The organism is Neisseria sp. WLZKY-1 (assembly GCF_046546535.1).
In the GTDB taxonomy this organism is placed as follows: domain Bacteria; phylum Pseudomonadota; class Gammaproteobacteria; order Burkholderiales; family Neisseriaceae; genus Neisseria.
The window spans coordinates 1-15024 of sequence record NZ_JBKGTW010000047.1; the positions used below are offsets into that span (position 1 = coordinate 1).

Annotated in this window: 13 protein-coding genes; 5 read left to right on the top strand and 8 right to left on the bottom strand. The window is 59.9% G+C overall.

What is annotated here, in order from left to right:
• Positions 1–303 precede the first annotated feature (303 nt).
• The 4 genes from ACLD9W_RS10270 to gluQRS all read right to left on the bottom strand — a co-directional run bounded on the left by ACLD9W_RS10270 (position 304) and on the right by gluQRS (position 3819).
• Positions 304–807, bottom strand: coding sequence for a GNAT family N-acetyltransferase (locus tag ACLD9W_RS10270; RefSeq protein WP_410841930.1), 504 nt, complete (start codon positions 805–807; stop codon positions 304–306).
• 10 nt (positions 808–817) lie between these two features.
• The gene (locus tag ACLD9W_RS10275) at positions 818–1348 is read right to left on the bottom strand and encodes an isochorismatase family protein (RefSeq protein WP_410841931.1); all 531 of its coding nucleotides are present in this window, start codon (positions 1346–1348) and stop codon (positions 818–820) included.
• A 109-nt stretch (positions 1349–1457) separates the two neighbouring features.
• Positions 1458–2675: a bifunctional glutamate N-acetyltransferase/amino-acid acetyltransferase ArgJ gene (gene argJ / locus ACLD9W_RS10280; RefSeq protein ID WP_410841932.1), complete on the bottom strand. Its 1218-nt coding sequence runs from the start codon at positions 2673–2675 to the stop codon at positions 1458–1460.
• A gap of 247 nt (positions 2676–2922) precedes the next feature.
• The gene (gene gluQRS, locus ACLD9W_RS10285) at positions 2923–3819 is read right to left on the bottom strand and encodes a tRNA glutamyl-Q(34) synthetase GluQRS (protein WP_410841933.1); all 897 of its coding nucleotides are present in this window, start codon (positions 3817–3819) and stop codon (positions 2923–2925) included.
• 239 nt (positions 3820–4058) lie between these two features.
• On the opposite strand from gluQRS, the gene ACLD9W_RS10290 reads away from it, so the two are divergent.
• Positions 4059–6248 (top strand): TonB-dependent siderophore receptor, encoded by a 2190-nt coding sequence (locus ACLD9W_RS10290; RefSeq protein ID WP_410841934.1) that lies wholly within the window; start codon positions 4059–4061, stop codon positions 6246–6248.
• A gap of 147 nt (positions 6249–6395) precedes the next feature.
• Positions 6396–6902 carry an ATP-binding cassette domain-containing protein gene (locus ACLD9W_RS10295; RefSeq protein WP_410841935.1) on the top strand — a complete coding sequence of 169 codons (507 nt, stop codon included), beginning with the start codon at positions 6396–6398 and terminating at the stop codon, positions 6900–6902.
• Between the two features lie 326 nt (positions 6903–7228).
• On the opposite strand, the gene ACLD9W_RS10300 is transcribed toward ACLD9W_RS10295, so the two are convergent.
• From ACLD9W_RS10300 to ACLD9W_RS10315, 4 genes are all read right to left on the bottom strand, one after another.
• Positions 7229–9079: a ribonuclease catalytic domain-containing protein gene (locus tag ACLD9W_RS10300; RefSeq protein WP_410841936.1), complete on the bottom strand. Its 1851-nt coding sequence runs from the start codon at positions 9077–9079 to the stop codon at positions 7229–7231.
• Positions 9080–9222: 143 nt separating this feature from the next.
• Complete coding sequence (dksA, locus tag ACLD9W_RS10305; protein ID WP_410841937.1) at positions 9223–9639, bottom strand: RNA polymerase-binding protein DksA; 417 nt, start codon at positions 9637–9639, stop codon at positions 9223–9225.
• Positions 9640–9825: 186 nt separating this feature from the next.
• Positions 9826–10620 carry a pyrroline-5-carboxylate reductase gene (gene proC, locus ACLD9W_RS10310; protein ID WP_410841938.1) on the bottom strand — a complete coding sequence of 265 codons (795 nt, stop codon included), beginning with the start codon at positions 10618–10620 and terminating at the stop codon, positions 9826–9828.
• A 96-nt stretch (positions 10621–10716) separates the two neighbouring features.
• Positions 10717–11418, bottom strand: a complete 702-nt coding sequence (locus ACLD9W_RS10315) for a YggS family pyridoxal phosphate-dependent enzyme (protein WP_410841939.1) — start codon at positions 11416–11418, stop codon at positions 10717–10719.
• A 130-nt stretch (positions 11419–11548) separates the two neighbouring features.
• Here ACLD9W_RS10315 and ACLD9W_RS10320 point away from each other — a divergent pair, with 130 nt between their 5' ends.
• The 3 genes from ACLD9W_RS10320 (at position 11549) to rarD (ending at position 14967) form a co-directional block, all read left to right on the top strand.
• Positions 11549–12586, top strand: coding sequence for a type IV pilus twitching motility protein PilT (locus tag ACLD9W_RS10320; protein WP_410841940.1), 1038 nt, complete (start codon positions 11549–11551; stop codon positions 12584–12586).
• A 20-nt stretch (positions 12587–12606) separates the two neighbouring features.
• Entirely contained in the window at positions 12607–13842 is a 1236-nt protein-coding gene (locus ACLD9W_RS10325; RefSeq protein ID WP_410841941.1) for a PilT/PilU family type 4a pilus ATPase, read from the top strand.
• Positions 13843–14082: 240 nt separating this feature from the next.
• Positions 14083–14967 carry an EamA family transporter RarD gene (gene rarD, locus ACLD9W_RS10330; RefSeq protein ID WP_410841942.1) on the top strand — a complete coding sequence of 295 codons (885 nt, stop codon included), beginning with the start codon at positions 14083–14085 and terminating at the stop codon, positions 14965–14967.
• Positions 14968–15024 lie beyond the last annotated feature (57 nt).

Genomic DNA, 15024 nt, shown 5'->3' on the forward strand with positions numbered 1-15024 from the left:
CGCTCGTTTTTGCTACGATGCGGGTGTAATCCTAGGGTGCGTTCCGAGGCGACTGGCCTGTTTGGTTGCTATGGTACGCTGATTTGAACATACAAGGGTGTGTCGCCCCGCGACGCACGCGGTTTGCGGATTGGGCAGAAGCCTTCCGACAAAACCTGCCGAAACATCGGGAAACGCGTGCGTCGCGGAGCGACACACCCTACGCGTCGGCGGGAAAATGTGAGGCCGTCTGAAAGTTTAACTGCATTGAAGCTTTCAGACGGCCTTTCTGCGTTTGGCTTTTATCGGACAGCTTGGCGCTTTTCAATCCACCACTTTTTTCCCCAGCAGCACAACGTCGGCGCTCAGGCCGTCGAGGTCGCAGACTTGCGGCAGGCGTCCCCATTCTTGGAAGCCGAAGGAATGGAACAGGCGGATGCTGGCGTGGTTGTGGCCGAAGATAAGGGCGATGATGTTGTGGATGCCGAGCGCAGGGGCTTGTTCCAGCATATGGCGCAGCAGGATTTTGCCGACGCCGACGCCGCGCATATCGTGGCGGACGTAGACGCTGATTTCGGCGGTGATGCGGTAGGCTGCGCGCGGGTAGTAGTCGGAAAACGCGCCCCAGGCAAGGAGGGTGTCCGTTTCGTCTTTCAGGACATACAGCGGGCGGTTGCCGCCGTGCGCGTCGAGCCAGCTTTGGCGGCTTTCGACAGTGGCGGGGCTGAGGTCGGCGGTGGATTGGCGGCTGTCTATGGTGCTGTTGTAGATGTCGACGATGGCGGCCAGGTCGTCCTGTTGCGCTTGGGTGATGCGGTAGCGGTGCATTTCAGACGGCCTACCGCACAAGTTGCGAGATGGTTTTGAAGGCGGGGTGTTTGGCGTCGCGCATCAGGGCGAAGAGCAGGCTTTCGCTGTTGCCGACGGTAACGCCGGCCGCGCGCATTTGTTCGAGGGCGTTGGCTTTGTTGGCGGGGTTGCGCGAGGTGGCGCATTCAAAGGGCAGGTAGACGTTTAACCCCTGCGCGCGCCAGTCGAGGGCGGTTTGCAGGATGCAGATGTGGGTTTCCGCGCCGATGAGGACGATGTTTTGCGCCTGTTTTTCGCGGATGAAGTCTGCCGTGGCGGGGGCGGCGGAAAACAGGGTTTTTTCGCCGACGGGGGCGTTGGGCAGCAGCAGGCGGATGGCGGGCAGGGTAGCACCCAGCCCTTTGGGGTATTGCTCGGTAATCATCATCGGCACGTTTAAGGCCTGCAAACCCTGTATCAGCAGGCGGCAGGCGGCGGTGAAGGCTTCGGCTTCGTGCAGGGCGGGGGCGAGGCGCTCTTGGATGTCGACGACGATGCAGACGGTGTTTTCGGGGGTCATTTTGCTTCTCCTTTGTTTGCGGGTTTTTCAGACGGCCTCTTGCTTTGAGGCCGTCTGAAAACACAGTTTACAGGCCGTCTGAAAGCTTTTCAGACGGCCTTAAAACAGTTTATGAGCGGTATTCCGCATTAATGCGGACGTATTCGTGCGTCAGATCGCAGGTGTAGACGCTGGCGGACTCGCGGCCGCGCTGCAAATCGATGCGCACGCTGATTTCGGCTTCGTCCATCACGCGCTGCGCGGCTTCTTCGCTGTAACTTTCGGCGCGGCCGCCGTTTTCGGCGACAAGTATGCCGCCCAGCCACATTTTCAGTTTGCCGTCGTCGAAGGGCACGCCGGCGTAACCGGCGGCGGCGAGCAGGCGGCCGAGGTTGGGGTCGGAGGCGGCGAAGGCGGTTTTCACCAGCGGCGAGCGGGCGACGGCGTAGGCAATTTGCTTGGCTTCTTCGCGGCTTTCGGCGTTGTCCACGCGGATGGTGACGAATTTGCCCGCGCCCTCGCCGTCGCGGACGATGGCCTGCGCCAGTTCGAGGGCGAGGCCGCCGAGCAGTTCTTTCAGTTGGCCGTAGCGCGGGTCGGCGATGTTGTCGATTTCGCTCTGGCCGCATTTGCCGGTGGCGATGATAACGAAGCTGTCGTTGGTGCTGGTATCGCCGTCTACCGTGATGCAGTTGAACGACATATCGGCGATTTCCTGCGTCAGCAGCTGCAAAACGGGCTGGGAGACTTTGGCATCGGTGGTGATAAAGCCGAGCATGGTGGCCATGTTGGGATGGATCATGCCCGAGCCTTTGGCGATGCCGGTGGCGCGGACGGTATGGTTTTCGCCGACGCGGCCTTCGCGCGAGGCGGCTTTGGCCACGGTGTCGGTGGTCATGATGGCTCGGGCGGCGTCGAGCCAGCTGGCAGGGGCGACTTTGGGCAGGGCGGCGATGATGCGGTCGGAAGGCAGGGTTTCGAGAATGACGCCGGTGGAGAAGGGCAGCACCTGGCCGACGGCGCAGCCGACCTGTTCGGCCGCCGCCTCGCACACGGCCAGCGCGCGGTCGATGCCGTCGGCGCCCGTGCCCGCGTTGGCGTTGCCGGTGTTGACAACGAGGGCGCGCACGCCGTCGGCGTCGAAAAGGTGGCGTTTGCAGATGCGCACGGGCGCGGCGCAGAAGCGGTTTTGCGTGAACACCGCGCCGACGGTGCAGCCGCCCGCCAGCACCATCAGGGTGAGGTCGTCGTGATGCGGCTTTTTGATGCCGGCCTGGCCGGTGAACACGCGGATGCCGTCGATGGGCAGCAGGCTGTCGGCGGCGGGCGTTTGGTAGTTGACAGGCATTTTGTTCTCCTTTGTTAAATGGTTATATAGTGAAACAACACGGAAAGATACAAGGCAGCAAGCCGAAGACAGTACAGGTAGTACGGCAAGGCGCAGCAACGCCGTAGGTTTTCTATTTTGTTTCACTATAAATCAGGTAAGTGATTATGAACGTTTTTGCGGCGATGGGAAACCGAATCGGCAAGAGGCCGTCTGAACGCGCCAAAACGGCTTTCAGACGGCCTCAAAACCTTTCGTCCGCGTTTTTTCAGACGGCCTCCGTGCATATTGCGCCGCGCGGCACGTTTTGCAGATTCCAGTTTGCCGCCGCCCAGTCGAGCAGGTCGCGCGGCCTGTCCACCGGCGGCGCGGGCGGCAGATTGAGATAGGCCGACACCTGCCGCAGCAGCGCCTCGCGCCGCGCCAAATCCAGCGCGGGGGCGAGCGTCTGTTTCGACCACTTCTGCCCCCGCGCGTTCACCAGAAGCGGCAGGTGCGCGTATTGCGGTGTCGGCACGCCCAGGCAGCGTTGCAGCCAAATCTGGCGCGGCGCCGACACCAGCAGATCCTGGCCGCGCACCACGTGCGTCACCCCCTGCGCCGCATCGTCGGCCACCACCGCCAGCTGGTAGGCCCAAAAGCCGTCGGCGCGCAGCAGCACGAAATCGCCGATGTCGCGCGCCAAATTCTGCGCGTAATGGCCGACAATGCCGTCGTCAAAACCGATTTCCCCATCCGGCACGCGCAGCCGCCAGGCGGGCGTTTTGCCGTTTTCAGACGGCCTCTGCACTGCATCGCGGCAGCGGCCGCCGTAGACAAAGCCGTCCGCCCCCGGCCGCGCCTCCGCCTGCCATTGGCGGCGGCTGCAATAGCAGGGATACACCGCCCCCGCCGCTTTGAGCCCGGCCAAAGCCGCTTCGTAAACGGCATAGCGGCGGCTTTGGTATTCGACCGCGCCGTCCCACTCGAAGCCGAAGGCTTCCAGCGTGCGCAAAATATCGTCCGCTGCACCCGCCACCTCGCGCGGCGGATCCAAATCCTCCATCCGCAGCAGCCAGCGGCCGCCGTTTGCACGCGCGTCGGCATAAGACGCCAGCGCCGTCAGCAGCGAACCGATGTGTAAAAGCCCCGTCGGGCTGGGGGCGAAACGGCCGGTGTAAGCCATCTGAAAACTCCGAAGTCGCCCGCAGGCGGCAAAACAGCGAAAACCGTTACATCCGCGCAACGTTATGGCGGCGGAATGCGCTTGTGTCAAAAAAAATCAAAATGATAACGGATTGCGACGCGTATAATCCGCCCGCTATTTTAACCCGTGTTTACACATTGATATCAGGACAATCATGCTTCACAAACATTTCAAACTCAGCACCATCGCCGCCCTGCTTATTGCGGCAAACGCCGTTTATGCGCAAGAAAACACTGCCCCCCCAATCCGAAGCAGATAATGCTAATGCCGTATCTTCTTCCGCCATCGAAACCGTTACCGTCACCGCGCAAAACCGCTCCACCCGCACCGAAAACCGCAATTCCTACACCACCTCCGCCATGCGCACCACCACCGGCCTGGCGCTATCGCCCAAAGAAACACCGCAGTCGGTGAGCGTGATTACCAAGAAGCAGCTCGATGAGCAGGGTATTTCCCGTATGGAAGACGCGCTGCGCAAAACCACAGGCATCAATGTTGTAGCCGACGGCGGCCGTTACCGCTACCAGTCGTGCGGTTTTTATATCGACCAGATTGAAGAAGACGGCATTTCCTCCACCGTACCCGGCGCATCCACCAATATGTACCAAGACGCGCAAAGCATGTCCGATCTGGCGCTCTACGACCATATCGAAGTGGTTCGCGGTGCTACCGGCCTGACCCAAGCCAACGGCGCGCCCGGCGGTACTATCAACGCCACCCGCAAACGCCCGACCGCGAAAACGCAAATCCAAGCCGAAGCATCGGTCGACCGCTTCGGTACGGTGCGCACGATGGGCGACGTATCCGGCAGCCTGAACGAAGCGCACACCCTGCGTGGCCGCGCTATTGCTTTGCTCGAAAAAGACAACAGCTTCAAAGACGATGTAGACGGTAAAAAAGGCCTGATTTACGGCATTCTTGAAGCCGACGCGGGCGACAATACAAAAATTACCTTCGGCCTTTCCCATCAGAAAAAACACGAAACATTAGATCCTTCCGGTCTTTTGCTGTCCAAAACAGGCCAAGACCTGCATCTGCCGCGCGATACTTTCCTTGCTGCCGGATGGAATAAAGGCAAATTCGACAAAACCAACGTATTCGGCGAAGTCGAGCACCAATTTAACGACAATTGGAAGCTGACCGGCAAACTGGCCTATACCCACAACAAAAGCCATCAGGAATTGGGCACGCTGGCCAGCCGCCAAAGCACCGACAGCGACTACCAAGCCCGTATCGGCATCCTCAGCAAATACTTCGGCAGCAGCAACCTGTATGACTTCAGCACCAACCTGACCGGCAAATTCCATGCTCTCGGCCGCAGCCACGATGTATTCGTAACCTATTCCTACTCCAAGGAAAAAGGCGATATGCACAATATCGATGCCAAAAAAGACAGCACGCTGGTGTATGACTTGCGCACTTTCCGTCCGAGCGACATCGCCTATCCCGACTGGAACAACAAAAGCTGGGACGGCGTAAGCGACACCCTGTTCGTTACCCATATGCTCTCGGCCGGCGTACGCTTCAATCCGTTGGAGCAACTGCACATTCTTGCAGGCAGCAGCTATGCCAAATTCAAGAGCCATTATGTGGAAAACGCCACCCGCGCCAACGGTTCGCTCTACAACGAAGACACGCTGACCGAGCAAAAACATTTCACCCCTTATCTCGGCATCACGTTCGACGTGACGCCCAACCAGAGCCTGTATGCCAGCTACACCAGCATCTTTAAACCCAGCTACGGCAAAAAAGACAAGCAGGGCAACCAGATCAAGCCCAAAACAGGCAACAACCTCGAAATCGGCTGGAAAGGCGCATGGTATGCCAACCGTCTGAATGCCTCCGTCGCCCTGTTCCAAATCGACGAGAAAAACCGCCCGCTGAACATCAGCAAAGCGCAGGCGCAGGCCGAAGACCCCAGCGCGACACGCGGCTATTCCATCCCCTTCGGCAAAGTCCGCAGCCACGGTTGGGAAGCCGAAATTTCCGGCAAACTGACCGACAACTGGCAACTGTTTGCAGGCTATACCTTTAACACCAGCAAATACAAAAAAACCGAATCCGCATCGCTGCCCGAAGGTTTGAATTTCAGCACCCACACGCCCAAACACATTTTCCGTCTCTACACCAGCTACAAACTGCCTGTAAACAGCGGCAAATGGCAGATTGCCGGCGGTTTGGAAAGCCAGAGCAAAACCCAAAGCTCGCGCGGCATTAAGCAAGGCGGCTACACCCTGTGGAACGCCAACCTGCAATACAGGCCGTCTGAAAACGCCACCGTCAGCCTGATCGGCAGCAACCTGACCAACAAACGCTACTATCAGAACCAAGTCAGCCGCAACGTTCTGGCAGGCAACTACTTGGGCGAACCGCGCAATATCACACTCAAATTCAACTACAAGTTCTAAACCCGCAACAAAGGCCGTCTGAAACCACGTTTCAACTTCATTGAAACCCCCGCTTTCAGACGGCATCTCCCACCCCAAAGGCAGCCTGAAAACCTTTCAGGCTGCCTTCCCATCTTGGCAGAACCATGAAAACTCTCCGCCGCTTCCTTGCCCTTGCCGCCCCCCTTCTGGCTGCGGCAAAACCCCTGGTACAACTGGCTGCTCTTGGCCGCCGTGGTCGGCTTCTCGCTGGCTATCGTCCGCGTCGGCGTGCTGATTACCGACTGGAACAAAACCTTCTACGACGCCCTCGCCGCCTTCGACGGCCGCGCCATGCCCGCGCTGATACTCGAATACCTCGTTTACATCACCCTCGTAACCGCCTTCGTCGCCTGCGGCAACTGGCTGCGCAAGGTTCTGCTTTTCCGCTGGCGCGAACACCTCACCGGCGGCGAACAGCAGCGCATCAGCCTCACCCGCGCTCTGATCACCCGCCCCGACATCCTGTTTCTCGACGAAGCCACCAACCAGCTCGACGACGATTCCGCCACCGCCCTGCTGCGCCTGCTCAAAAGCGAGCTGCCCGACACCCTTGTCATCGGCATTAGCCACCAGCCGCCGGTCAAAGCCCTGTTCGACCGCCGCGAAGACTTGGCCGCGTTTGCGGAAAACTGAAAGCAGCCTGAAAGCCGTTTTGCGGCTTTCAGGCTGCTTGTGATTGTGATGCTTATTGAAAATTTTTCAGGCTGTCTTTGGATTTTCAGGCCGCTTTGGAGGTTGTCTGAAACCCGCTCCCTCTCCTGCGCTCGCGCGGGAGAGGGTTGGGGTGGGGGTGTTGTTTCGGCAGAAACAATGTTCGCGGACAGGTATGCGCTTTGTACCCGCCCCGGCCTTCCCCCGCAGGCGGAGGAAACGGATTGAAGGCCGTCTGAAAAGAATACAGGCCGTCTGAAACCCCGAATCAGGGTTTTCAGACGGCCTGTTGCGGGTTGCCGGGTGGGTCAGACCACGGCGTTGAGATAGCTCAGGGCGATAAAGCGTTTTTCCGTATCGAGGCCGGTGATTTTCAGTCTGACGGTGGTGCGCGGCGGCAGTTCGAGCGGGATGCCGGTGGCACGGGTGACGAGGGGCAGGCCGTTGATGCGCACGAGGTCTTCTTTTAATACGACGGCTTCGAGTTCGGCGGCCTGCTGCTGTTGCAGCCAGACGAGGCTCCAATAGTGTTCCATCTCGCGCTGGAAGTCCTGATAGGCGGTGTAGGTGGTGTCGAAGTCGCGCAGTTCGGCGAAGAGGGCGGCGTCGTTGCCGGTGTAGCGCGGTGCGGCAGCGGGGTCGATGAGCGACAGGAGCTGTTTTTGGTTGACGTAGTCGGCGGCGCGGCGCAGGGGTGAGGTAAACCAGCCGTAGTGCTGCACGCCCATGCCGACGTGCGGCTCGGAGCGGGTGCTCATGCGCACTTTGCCCAAGGCGGGCTGGACGCGGAAGAGGCCGCCCAAATCGGCTTCGTCGAGCATCTGCGCCCAAGTGCTGTTGGCGAGTATCATCATTTCGCTCACCAGTGTGTCGATGGGCGAGTTGCGCTCGCGCACGGTTACGGCAACCCGGCCGTCGGCAAGGATGTCGATGCCGTAGTCGTATTGCGCGGGGCGGTCGGGTTCGTATTTGCCGCGCTGTTTCTGTAATTCGACAGCCAGGCGGTAGAACCAAGCCATATCGTCGTGGTGCGGGAAGGCTTGGCCGCCTTCTGTGCCGGTATCGCGGTTGAAATGCGGCTCTATGGTTTGGATGCGCAGGTTGTCGGCGATGAAGACGCGTTCGGTTTTGCAGACGGGGTTGGAAACTTGGAAGTGTTCGTCTACGTCGAAATAGATGCTGACGGCGGGTTGGGTTTTGCCTTCGTCGAGGCTGAATGCGGCAATCCAGTTGTCGGGCAGCATGGTGATTTTGCCGCCGGGGAAGTAGGCGGTGCTCTGGCGCTTGAAGATGGTGCGCTCGATGTCGCTGTCGGGCGCGACGGCGAGGGCGGGTGCGGCGATGTGGATGCCGATGCGGCGGCGGCCGTCGGGCAGGGTTTGCACGGAGAGGGCGTCGTCCACTTCGGTGGTGGATTCGTCGTCGATGGAGAAGGCGGCAACGCCTTCGGCTGCCGGCAGTTCGGGCAGCGGCGGCAGAGGGGCGGCGGGCGCCTGCGTGCCTTCGGGGAAGTGTTGCAGCTCGAAGCCGTCGAGCAGGAATTGCGGCAGGGAGGCGACGGCACCGGTTTGGCGGGCAAGTTCGTAAGGGCTGAGTTTGAGGGCGTCGGCGGCTTTGGCGAAGGCTTTGTAGGTGAGCGCCTGTTTGTCGGGCGCGTGCAGGATGGTTTTCAGGTCGGCGGCGATTTCGGACGGCATTTCTTTGTTTTTCAGCCTCGCTATCCAGCCTTCCATCATTTCGTCCTGCTGTTTTTTGCGTTCGACGGCCGCCAGCGCCTGTTTCAGGGTTTCGGCGGGCGCGGCTTTGAACACGCCTTTGGCTTTTTTGTAGAAATACATCGGCGCGGCATAGAGGGCGACGAGGGTGGCGGCCAGCTCGTGTTTGGTCGGGGCGTGGCCGAAATATTCGGCGGCAATGTCGGCGGCGGAAAATTCTTCTTCGCCGCAGGTTTCCCATAAAAGATCGGTGTCGATTTGCGCCGCTTCGGCCTGCGCGCGTTCGAGGAAGGCGGCGGCGTCGCCGTCGAACTCGGCGAACACGTTGGCGGCTTTGACTTTGGTGCGCTTGCCGTGCAGGGTGTCGGCCTGGTAGGTGGCGTCGTTTTTCTGCACAACGGCGGCCACTTTGAACTGGCCGGATTCTTCGTAAAAGATGTTCATGGCTGGTGTTTGCGGACGGAAAAGGGGCGGATTATATAGCGGAATGGATGCACACGCCCGCGCTTGCGGGCAGGAAAAGGCCGTCTGAAAAGCGGGGGCGCGGCGGCAAACCCGGCTTTTCAGACGGCCTTTATCGGGGAGAATCAGTCGGCGAATTGTTTTTTCATGCGTTCGCGCCGCTCCTGCGCTTCGACGGACAGGGTGGCGGTGGGGCGGGCGAGCAGGCGTTTGAGGCCGATGGGTTCGCCCGTGTCCTGGCAGTAGCCGTATTCGCCTTCGTCGATCAGGCGCAGCGAGGCTTGGATTTTGTTCAGGAGCTTGCGTTCGCGGTCGCGGGTGCGCAACTCGAGGGCGTATTCCTCTTCCTGCGTGGCGCGGTCGGCGGGATCGGGGGCGGTTTCGTGCTTTTTCAGCTCGGCGGCAGTGTCGCTCGCGTTGCCGATCAGTTCGTCCTGCTGTTTGACGAGCAGTTCGCGGAAAAACGCGAGCTGGTCTTCGTTCATGTAATCATCTTCCGGGCCGTTCCAGTTGATGATGTCTTGTTCGGTCAGTTTGGCCATTTTGCTTCTCGTGCTGATTGTTCTTCGGAAAGTGCCGTGTTTTCAGTGTGCTACGGCACGTCGTGCTGAAAAAAAAAGCAACCCGTCGGAAACGGGTTGCGCATCATAGCATGAAACAAACGGCGCTCCGCCGTTTTTCGTTTCGCTTACATTTTTACGGAACAGGCTTGCAGCCGTTTTCGGATTTCAGACGGCCTCAAACTGCCGCGCCAGTTCGCGCGAACGTTCGACGCAGGCTTCGACGCCTGCGGCAATGGATTCGGCGACATGGCGCTCTTTGAAGGTTTCGACGGCTTCGTGGGTGGTGCCGCCTTTGGAGGTGACGTTTTGCCGCAGCAGGGCGAAGTCTTCGCCGCTTTGCGCCGCCAGCGCCACCGCGCCCCGGAAGGTGGCGAGGCTGAGTTTTTTCGCGTCTTCGCGGCTGAAACCCTGCTGTTCGGCGGCGGTTTGCAGGGCTTCGAGCAGGTAGAAGACATAGGCCGGGCCGCTGCCGCTGATGCCGGTGATGCGGTGCATGCCGTCTTCGCTGTCGAGCCATACGGTTTGGCCGACGCTGTTCATGATGCGCTCGGCGGTGTCCCTGTCTGCCTGCGGCAGGCCGTCTGAAAACAGGCCGGAGATGCCCATGCCGATTTTGGCAGGTGTGTTGGGCATCACGCGCACGATGCGCCGCGTGCCGCCCAAATAGGACGACAGCGTGTCGATGCCCAAGCCCGCCGCCACCGACAACACCAGCGCGCCGCCCGTTTTCACGCCCGTGCAGGCGGCCTGCATATCCTGCGGTTTAACAGCCAGCACCAAAACGTCGTCCGCGCCCAAGTCGGGCAGGCGCTCGGACACGGTGGCGCCGAGTTCCACCGCCAAACGTTCGCGCGTCTCTTGGCTGCGGTCGGCCAAGTGCACACGGTAGCCGCCCTGTTTCACCAGCCCGCCCGCAATGGCGGAAGCCATATTGCCGCCGCCGAGAAAATAGATGTTCATGGTTTCACTCCTTTATTATGGTTAAACGTATCGGCTTGGATGCTGTTGAGGCTGTTCCCGCCAAACCCATGCGGGAATGACGTTTCTGAACAGGTTTCAGATGGCCTGCGGGTATTCCCGCCGCCCGAATATCGCGCTGCCGATGCGGACATGGGTTGCGCCGCAGGAAACCGCCGTTTCCATATCGCCCGACATACCCATCGACAACACATCCGCCGCCACGCCCGCCGCGTTCAAATCGGCCAGCAGGCCGCGCATGGTGTCAAACTGTTTTTTCAAGGCCGCTTCGTCTGCGCCCGCTTCGGCCACACACATCAAACCGCGCACCTGAATATTGGGCAGCTTGGCTACTTCGACTGCCAGCGCAACGGCCTCGTCGGGCGGCACGCCGTGCTTGGCCGCTTCGCCTGCAATATTCACTTCGATGCACACCTGTAAAGGCGGCATTTCAGACGGCCTCTGTTCGCTCAAACGCCGCGCGGTTTTCAGACGGCCTATGGTGTGCACCCAATGGGCACGTTCGGCCACCTGCCGCGTTTTGTTCGACTGCACATCGCCGATAAGGTGCCAGACAATATCGGGCAAATCGGCCAGCTCTTCGGTTTTGGCAAACCATTCCTGTATGTAGTTTTCGCCGAAATTGCGCTGTCCTGCGGCATACACTTCGCGGATGTCGGCGGCAGGAAAGGTTTTGGACACGGCCACCAGATGCACGCTTTCAGACGGCCTCTGCGCGCGTTGCGCCGCTTCGGCAAGCCGCCGCACGGTCTTTACATAGTTCTGTTGCAGGGTTGACATGGTTAGATGGTTGATTTGGAAGTTTTTTTGAAATTTCCGCAGATTTGCATGGAATAAAGCGGCGTTCTTATTTAAAATGCCGCGTTATTTTTTGCAAGAAATTGTAACTGAAAAAGACAAAGGCCACATTATGCAGATTACCGACCTACTCGCGTTCGGCGTGAAAAACAAAGCATCCGACTTACACCTCTCCGCCGGCCTGCCGCCGATGATCCGCGTGCACGGCGACGTGCGCCGCATCAACCTGCCGGAAATGAACGCCGAGGAAGTCGGCCATATGATCACTTCGGTGATGAACGATTTGCAGCGCAAAAACTACCAGCAAAACCTGGAAACCGACTTTTCCTTCGAGCTGCCCAACGTCGCCCGCTTCCGTGTCAACGCGTTCAACACCAACCGCGGCCCGGCCGCTGTGTTCCGTACCATTCCCAGCAAAGTGCTGACGCTGGAAGACCTCAAAGCGCCGCGCATTTTCCAAAAAATCTCGGAAAACCCGCGCGGTCTCGTGCTGGTAACCGGCCCGACCGGTTCGGGCAAATCCACCACCCTGGCGGCGATGATCAACTACATCAACGAAACCCACTCCTCGCACATCCTCACCATCGAAGACCCGATCGAGTTTGTGCACGAGAGCAAAAAATGTCTGATCAACCAGCGCGAACTGCACGAACACACCCACAGCTTCGCCAATGCCCTGCGCTCCGCCCTGCGTGAAGACCCGGACGTGATTCTTGTGGGCGAGATGCGCGACCCCGAAACCATCGGCCTCGCGCTCACCGCCGCCGAAACCGGCCACTTGGTATTCGGCACCCTGCACACCACCGGCGCGGCCAAAACCGTCGACCGTATCGTCGACGTATTCCCCGCAGGCGAAAAAGAAATGGTGCGCTCCATGCTGTCCGAATCGCTGCGCGCCGTGATTTCGCAAACCCTGCTCAAAACCCGCGACGGCAGCGGCCGCGTCGCCGCGCACGAAATCCTGATTTCCACCGCCGCCGTGCGCAACCTCATCCGCGAAAACAAAATCGCCCAAATCGGCTCGGCGCTGCAAACCGGCCAGCAATACGGCATGCAAACGCTCGACCAGTCATTGCAGACTCTGGTACGCACCGGCGTCATTTCCCAAGAAACCGCCCGCGCCAAAGCGCAAAACGCCGATTTCATGTAAACGGATAACGGAGAAAAACCATGAGCGACATCCCGCAAAACCTCGACGGCCTGCTGAGCGAAATCGTGTCCGACTATTCCGGCAGCGGCAACCCGCACATCGATCAGGAAAGCCCCGCCGCCATCGGCCAGCACCTGCACCCCCTTTTGGCACGCATGTGCGAAGAAGCCGAAAAACGCGGCGCATCCGATATTTTCATCAGCACCGGCTTCCCGCCCTCGGTGAAAATCGACGGCAACCTCATTCCCGTGCCGCTACCCGCGCTCACCCCCGCCGACACCGAAAAAATCGTCTTCTCCACCATGAACACCGCCCAGCGCGAGGAATACCTGGCCAACCACGAAATCAACTATTCCGTGCAATCCAAGGGCAACGTGCGCTACCGTGTCAATTCCTACCACGAACAAGGCCGCTGCGGCCTCGTCATGCGCCGCATCAACACCGACATCCCTTCCGTGGAAGACCTCGCCCTGCCGCTGAAACTGAAAGAGCTGGTAATGCAGAAACGCGGCCTGCTGATTCTCGCGGGCGCGACCGGTTCGGGTAAATCCACCTCGATGGCCGCCATGCTCGACCACCGCAACCGCAACCTTGCCGGCCACATCATCACCATCGAAGACCCGATCGAGTATCTGCACGTCCCGCGCCGCTCCATCATCACCCAGCGCGAAGTCGGCATCGACACCGTCAGCTGGGAAGTCGCCGTGCAAAGCGCCATGCGTCAGGCACCCGACGTCGTCTGCGTCGGCGAGGTGCGCGGCATCGAAAGTATGGAATACGCCCTGCAACTGGCGCAAACCGGCCACCTGTGCATCTTCACCATCCACGCCACCACCGCCAACCAAACCATCGAACGTATCATGAACCTTTACCCCGAAGAGCGGCACAAACAGGTTCTGATCGACTTGGCGATGAACCTCGTCGGCATCATCGGCCAACGTCTCGTCGTCAAAAAAGGCGGCAAAGGCCGCACCGCCATCGTCGATTTGATGATCAACACCCCCGCCGTGCAGGACTTGGTGTTCAAAGGCGACCTCATGGGCATCAAAGAACTGATGACGCGCGGCCAGGGCGACGGTATGCAGACCTTCGACCAGCACTTGTTCGACCTCTATGTCGCCGGCACCATCGACTACGACGAAGCCATCCGCCAGGCCGACTCCGCCAACGACCTGCGCCTGCGCATCCAACTCTACGAAGAAGGCAACAAACCCGACCACATCTTCGACCGCGTCAGTGACCTCAACCTCATCTGACACGGATTGTTTCAGACGGCCTGTACCCGCGCAGGCCGTTTTTTCTTTGAGGCCGTCTGAAAAGGCCGTCTGAAAACGCTTCGGCGCATCCGCAAAAGAAACTTCCGTCTCCTTTCAGACGGCCTCAAACGGCAGACAGCCCCGTCCGTCTTCCCGAAAGGCCGTCTGAAACCGCATTACCGGCGCCGACCGGACAGCCCCGTATTTTCAGACGGCCTCAAAGCCCTTCCCGCTACCGCCATGATCCCAAACCACACCCCGCAACAAACCCGCACCGGCCTTTACTACGCCCTGGCCTGCTACGCCATCTGGGGACTCTTTCCCCTCTACTGGTATCCCCTCAACCAATCGCCCATCGACGCGCCGCAGCTCCTGGCGCAGCGCATCGTCTGGTCGGCCGTTTTCTCCCTCACCCTCATCGCCGCCGGACGCCAAACACACGAACTCGCCGCAGCCCTGCGCCAACCCAAAACCCTTGCCCTGTTTGCCCTCAGCGCCCTCAGCATCTCCATCAACTGGCTCGTCTACCTGTGGGCGGTCGTCCACCACCACATCCTCGACGCCAGCCTCGGCTACTTCGTCTCACCCCTGTTCAACATCCTGCTGGGGCGGCTGGTGTTCGGCGAAAAACTCAACTGCCGCCAAAGCGCCGCCCTCATCCTCGCCCTGTGCGGCATACTCTGGCTTGCCGTTCCCGCCGGAAAAATTCCCTGGGTCGCCATCCTCCTGACCCTCAGCTTCGGCATCTACGGCCTCGTACGCAAAACCGCCCCGCTCGGCGCCCTGCCCGGGCTGGTGCTCGAAACCCTCCTGATGCTCCCCTTCGCCGCCGCCTACCTGCTTTACGTCCGAAGCAGCGGCAAACTCGTCTTCGCCGAACTCACCGCCCTGCAAACCGCCCTGCTTATCGGCTCGGGCGTCATCACCACCGTGCCCCTGCTCCTCTTCGCCGCCTCCGCCCGCCGCATCCCCCTTTCCACCCTCGGCATCATCCAATACGGCTCGCCCACCATCCAATTCCTCCTCGGCCTCTTCGTCTTCGGCGAAACCTTCGACCGCACCCGCTTTCTCGGCTACATCCTAGGGTCTGTTGACATTCAGCTTGCGAGACGGTTTTTTGAGTAAAAAATGCCCGAATGCAAGGAAAAAAGCACAGCAAGGTTGGACACCTTGCGAGCATTT

Coding starts and splice junctions, on each gene's coding strand:
- ACLD9W_RS10270 (WP_410841930.1), bottom strand. CDS start 807: ATGCACCGCTACCGCATCACCCAAGCGCAACAGGACGACCTGGCCGCC.
- ACLD9W_RS10275 (WP_410841931.1), bottom strand. CDS start 1,348: ATGACCCCCGAAAACACCGTCTGCATCGTCGTCGACATCCAAGAGCGC.
- argJ (WP_410841932.1), bottom strand. CDS start 2,675: ATGCCTGTCAACTACCAAACGCCCGCCGCCGACAGCCTGCTGCCCATC.
- gluQRS (WP_410841933.1), bottom strand. CDS start 3,819: ATGGCTTACACCGGCCGTTTCGCCCCCAGCCCGACGGGGCTTTTACAC.
- ACLD9W_RS10290 (WP_410841934.1), top strand. CDS start 4,059: ATGCGCAAGAAAACACTGCCCCCCCAATCCGAAGCAGATAATGCTAAT.
- ACLD9W_RS10300 (WP_410841936.1), bottom strand. CDS start 9,079: ATGAACATCTTTTACGAAGAATCCGGCCAGTTCAAAGTGGCCGCCGTT.
- dksA (WP_410841937.1), bottom strand. CDS start 9,639: ATGGCCAAACTGACCGAACAAGACATCATCAACTGGAACGGCCCGGAA.
- proC (WP_410841938.1), bottom strand. CDS start 10,620: ATGAACATCTATTTTCTCGGCGGCGGCAATATGGCTTCCGCCATTGCG.
- ACLD9W_RS10315 (WP_410841939.1), bottom strand. CDS start 11,418: ATGTCAACCCTGCAACAGAACTATGTAAAGACCGTGCGGCGGCTTGCC.
- ACLD9W_RS10320 (WP_410841940.1), top strand. CDS start 11,549: ATGCAGATTACCGACCTACTCGCGTTCGGCGTGAAAAACAAAGCATCC.
- ACLD9W_RS10325 (WP_410841941.1), top strand. CDS start 12,607: ATGAGCGACATCCCGCAAAACCTCGACGGCCTGCTGAGCGAAATCGTG.
- rarD (WP_410841942.1), top strand. CDS start 14,083: ATGATCCCAAACCACACCCCGCAACAAACCCGCACCGGCCTTTACTAC.